Source organism: Microbulbifer sp. ABF4_148 (assembly GCF_056158985.1).
Window position 1 is genome coordinate 1 of sequence record NZ_JBSWUI010000004.1, and the last position, 4,748, is coordinate 4,748.

The 4,748-nt window shown below is 42.3% G+C and carries 5 protein-coding genes; 3 read left to right on the forward strand and 2 right to left on the reverse strand.

All coding sequences use genetic code 11. The features are described 5' to 3' along the window. Positions 1 to 296: 296 nt before the first annotated feature. On the forward strand, positions 297 to 1,187 hold the full coding sequence (locus ACXAD0_RS18520) for a hypothetical protein (protein WP_475090464.1): 891 nt from the start codon (positions 297 to 299) through the stop codon (positions 1,185 to 1,187). A 233-nt stretch (positions 1,188 to 1,420) separates the two neighbouring features. Then, a complete protein-coding gene (locus ACXAD0_RS18525) occupies positions 1,421 to 2,323 on the forward strand; it encodes a zinc-binding dehydrogenase (RefSeq protein ID WP_475090466.1) in 903 nt (300 codons plus the stop codon). Positions 2,324 to 2,628: 305 nt separating this feature from the next. Here ACXAD0_RS18525 and ACXAD0_RS18530 read toward each other — a convergent pair whose 3' ends face one another. Next, positions 2,629 to 3,384 (reverse strand): hypothetical protein, encoded by a 756-nt coding sequence (locus ACXAD0_RS18530; protein WP_474832890.1) that lies wholly within the window; start codon positions 3,382 to 3,384, stop codon positions 2,629 to 2,631. Positions 3,385 to 3,675: 291 nt separating this feature from the next. Between ACXAD0_RS18530 and ACXAD0_RS18535 the strand changes: the two genes are divergently transcribed. Then, positions 3,676 to 4,230 (forward strand): DUF1836 domain-containing protein, encoded by a 555-nt coding sequence (locus ACXAD0_RS18535; protein ID WP_475090467.1) that lies wholly within the window; start codon positions 3,676 to 3,678, stop codon positions 4,228 to 4,230. A gap of 37 nt (positions 4,231 to 4,267) precedes the next feature. On the opposite strand, the gene ACXAD0_RS18540 is transcribed toward ACXAD0_RS18535, so the two are convergent. Continuing rightward, positions 4,268 to 4,748, reverse strand: a 481-nt coding sequence (locus ACXAD0_RS18540) for a BsuPI-related putative proteinase inhibitor (RefSeq protein ID WP_475090469.1), incomplete at its 5' end; no start/stop codon positions are given.

Consider the following 4,748-nt stretch of genomic DNA (forward strand, 5'->3'; position numbering starts at 1 on the left):
ATGCGAAATACTGGCCTTTGCTCTCCTCATCATAGCGTGCTTGCACGCTTGTTAAGCAGGAAAGTCACCGGAGCTTCTCCCTGCCCTTTTACAACTGAGTGGTAAAGGAAAAGCGAATTTCGAAGAGCACGAAGAACTCGTTCATCAGCTTATAAAAGTCGCTCTATTCCCGACAACATGTCAATCTGTATACGGACTAGCGTTGCTCTTAGAAAGAGCGTACTACAGCATCACCCGTTATCCCAGGGTTAAGAAGACTGATTGAGCTTGATATCCGCCCAGAGGTTCGAAACGCATTGTTCAAAGCGAACGAAGGTGAAGGGTTAACGGCGAACAGTATCCTCCTTGCTGGCGTCATAAGTGTACTCGGACAACCGCTCGGAGTAGGTCAAGGATTGAACCCAACCTGTCAGGCTGCAAGGGGAATCAGCTTGTGGGCACAGCATGCTCCAGGTTATTTATTAGAAATCATCCCTCGAGCTGCACGTGACGGTGAAATCGATATGGTGTTTGAAGGTGTTAACATTTATTCTAAAGATCTTCAGGGAGGATTAGCACCTGAACTACATCCTGAACTTGATCCTGTTTCAATCGTTTTAGTTCCTCACCTCGATCGTATTTATAGTGAGATGATGACGAGGGTAGCTCTAAGAGGAGAAGATGGACATCGCTGGGTAAATCCAGCTTTTTATGGAAACTGGGTACAAAAAGGATTCAGCACTGTTATTGAACCGATTACTGGAAACATCGCAGACTATCCTGGTTTTGTGAGACTGTTTTATGCAACTCACCATCCGGAATACAACGATGAATATGAGTTGATCTATCCGAACCCTGTCGGTATATTCATCACGAACGTTCATGGAAAGATGCTTGGTTTCCACGCGGTATCGATTCAAAGAATTGCGAAATGTCCTAAAGGTAACTACCGTGTTTATTTCTATAACCCGAATAACGACGGCTCTCAGAACTGGGGGCAAGGAATTGTTAGTACGGTTATGGGTAACGGTGAGTACTTTGGCGAAAGCTCGCTTCCTTTTGATGAATTCACTTCTCGTCTCTATGCGTTTCACTACAACCCATACGAACAGGGCGATTCGTATGCAGTTGAACAAGACAGTGTAGCAAAAGTGAAAACCCTTGCAAAAGAAAGCTGGGGGAAAGAATACAAATGGATTAGTGGCTAAGTATAAAAGTGTCAGGGACTATCCCCTGATGCTTTTTACTTTTTAACTACGGCGGTAAGGTTTACGGATTCGAGAAACACCGGGAATAAATAGTACCATTGGATAGAAGAGACGAAATGGCTATAGGAAGGGGAAGTTACATATGCAAGGTTATGTGCACGGTGGAGTCAAAGGAAAAGAAGGACTAGTATTCAAAGATACACTTAGAAGAACCTCGACCTGGAAAAGGTGAGGTGAAAATCCGATTACGAGCAGCGGGATTAAATCATAGAGATTTGTCTGTTCCTACGCGACGATCAAACGGAGATCCTGACGTCATCTTAGGCTCAGATGGTGCGGGAATCATCAGTGAAGTAGGTGAAGGCGTCCAATCAGTAAAAGTAGGGGATGAGGTGCTCATTAATCCAGGGATCGGTTGGAAAGAAAATGCTGCAGCACCGCCCGAAGGCTTTCAAATTGTTGGTTTTCCTGGAGACGGTACGTTTGCAGAAAGTATCGTGCTTCCTGAAGAAAATGCTATTCAAAAGCCTTCTTCTCTTTCGTTTGAGGTAGCTGCTTCTTATGGCATCGCAGCACTAACAGCTTATCGTGCTTTATTCACAAGAGGACAGTTAAAAAGTGATCAAACGGTGTTTATTCCAGGAATCGGTGGCGGTGTTGCGACATTTTTACTCCAATTTGCTAAAGCGATTGGCGCTAGGGTAATCGTTAGTTCAAGAAGTGAGGAAAAGCGCAAAAAAGCCCTCGATCTTGGAGCGGATCTCGCTCTTTCAAATGAAGATGACTGGACGAACGTTGCAAAAGAAGAAAAGGTCGATCTTGTAATCGAAAGTGTAGGAGCAGCGACGATCAACCGATCGTTAGATCTCTTACGGAGTGGAGGTACTTTGGTCATTTTTGGCTCATCAACAGGTGATACAGCTGAAATTAACTTAAGAGCTTTCTTCTATGGACAATACAATTTTCTTGGTTCGACGATGGGGAGTGCAGATGAATTTAGCGCTATGCTGGATTTTGTAACGAATCATTCCATTGAACCGATCATCGACGCGTCCTATGAATTGGGGCAAATCAAGAACGCGTTCAATCATTTAGCTGAGGCCAAACAGTTCGGAAAAATCGTAATTACCATGTAGCTTAAATGTTGGGTGAGGTATGTTTCGGAACAGTTCAGGTCATGATAACTAATGATGGAGGTGGATATCATGGCGGAAAACAGGGATAGATCAAAACAGGATATCAAGATGAATACCTCATTGAACCCAGATATGGTTTTTGACAGTATTTCCGGTGATTCACTCAATCAACGGTTTACTTCCGAGCAAGCAAAAGAGCTCAGTGTCCAGAAATGACTTGGATGTTAAAAGTAAGCAATAAGCTTAAGGTAAACCATAAAAGAAAAGGAAGCCCCACGGCTTCCTTTTCGTATTTTGTAGGTATTTTAATAGTAATATGGATATCCATATGGAGGATAGCCGTAATAAGGGTAGTAAGGATACGGGCGATAATAAGGAATTAAACTAAGTGCTGCAATTCCTGCGAGTGGAAAATAGTATCTTCCATAGCGTCTGTAACGACGTCGTCCGTACTGACGCTCTGTTTCTTCTTCTGCAACTTCTTGAGGGAGTAGTAATGATACATGCTCACTGTCTGAGTCCATAATAATACCTTCATACTCCATACCGTCAGTCATTTGAACGTTTGCATGGTAATTGTTGTATTTCTTACAAAGCTTTTTCATATCTCCTGAAAGTTGCTTTAAATCTCCCTTGACCTGCTGATTTGGTCCTTGCATGGCACCCTGAACTTGCTGGTTCGGCATGTTCGGTCCGTGCATGGCACCTTGAACTTGCTGATTCGGCATATTTGGTCCATGCATAGCACCTTGAACTTGCTGATTCGGCATATTCGGTCCATGCATGGCACCTTGAACTTGCTGATTCGGCATATTCGGTCCATGCATGGCACCTTGAACTTGCTGATTTGGCATATTCGGTCCATGCATTGCGCCTTGTACTTGCTGATTCGGCATATTCGGTCCGTGCATCGCACCCTGAACTTGTTGATTTGGCATATTCGATCCGTGCATCGCGCCCTGAACTTGTTGATTAGGACCATTCATAGCGCCTTGTACTTGGTTATGCATGTTAGCACCCTGAACTTGTTGGTTCCCGTAGGGGTTGTTGTACATGTTCATAAGCGAACTCCTCCTTTACACAACACAGGATATTCACCCAGTTCCTAAACAGTTACAACAAAATAAGGGGTGAAAAGCCCAATTATTACATGTAAGAAGCACTCCTTCTTGATATTTCCATAAAGAAACTATACGATAAGTTCAAATGACCTTATAAGGTAGGGTGTACGATGAAAGGCTATTATTTAACTAGAATGGAAATGGGAAAGATCTTACAATGTATCAAGAATCAAGAAAGTCCATATGACATTTTGATGAAAGCTTGGGAGCGTACCGGAGGAGAAGGGAGATTTGAAGAAAACAATAATCTGCCTACTGTCTTTCAGAAAGCTCTTAAAAGCTGAAGAAAGAGCGATCGGATTGTCTATCAATGAAATAGTGAGTCTCGGTAATCAAATTGAATATGCAAGCTTTCGTTCCACTGCCGTACAAAATTGGGTGAAAAGAGATATTAAAGATTGGATTGGCCCTCCGCAGCATGGGAAAAAGTATTCGATTGAACAGGCAGCGATTTTATTCATTGTAGAAGATTTAAAGAACACTCATGACTTTGAAAGCATTCGACTGTTATTAAGATTTGCTTTCAACAACCCTGCAGATCGAAACGATGATTTGATCAACCCTCTTGTTTTTTATCATGCGTATGCATGTCTATTTGAAGAAGTTCATTCAGAGAATAATCTTTCAGTTGTAAAAGAAAAGGCACAGGAACTTTGTTCAAAGAGTCGGTTAACGTTTGTGGAGAGTGAAGCAATGGAAAGTCTGCTTATCTCTTCATCACTATCTGTTGAAGCTGCATACTTTCAAACGTTGTCAAAACAATACCTAGAGAAGGCCTTGCGTTGATAATGAAAAAACCAGCTGGTATGCCAGCTGGTTTGAATTATTCTACCGTAAAATCAATGGTCTTCTTGAAATCTTCTTCGTTTTCAACTGCAAGCCAGATTTCTAACGTATATGAGCCTTTGGCAAGTGAATCGAGCGTGATTGTATATTCAAGAGTATCAGCCTGTTTCACTTCTTTCTTTTCAACTTGTTTGATGAAGCTTTTGTTGGCAGAATAGGTTACAAGAACTTCCCCTTCTTCATTATAAAGTTTGTAATCATATTTCTGACTCGAAGGAAAAACGACGGTTTGAACCTTTTCAGTTTGGTTTTGAACTTTGTAAGTAAAGGTTGCTTGCCCGTTACTAATCGAATCTAAAGTGAGGGAAGGTTCCATTGACCCAGCAACAATGCCAGAGGAGCCAGTTGCCCCAGTGTTAACCTCTTCGGCCTTTCCATTTCCGTTGTTCGTTGAATTCATTGACTCATTCCCTTCTACAGGTGCTGTACGTCCTGAAGTAAGTGTGGGTGTTAACCTT

What these genes read in the sequence shown, in the direction of transcription:
- ACXAD0_RS18530 (WP_474832890.1), bottom strand. Translation starts at nt 3,384, where the DNA reads ATGAACATGTACAACAACCCCTACGGGAACCAACAAGTTCAGGGTGCT.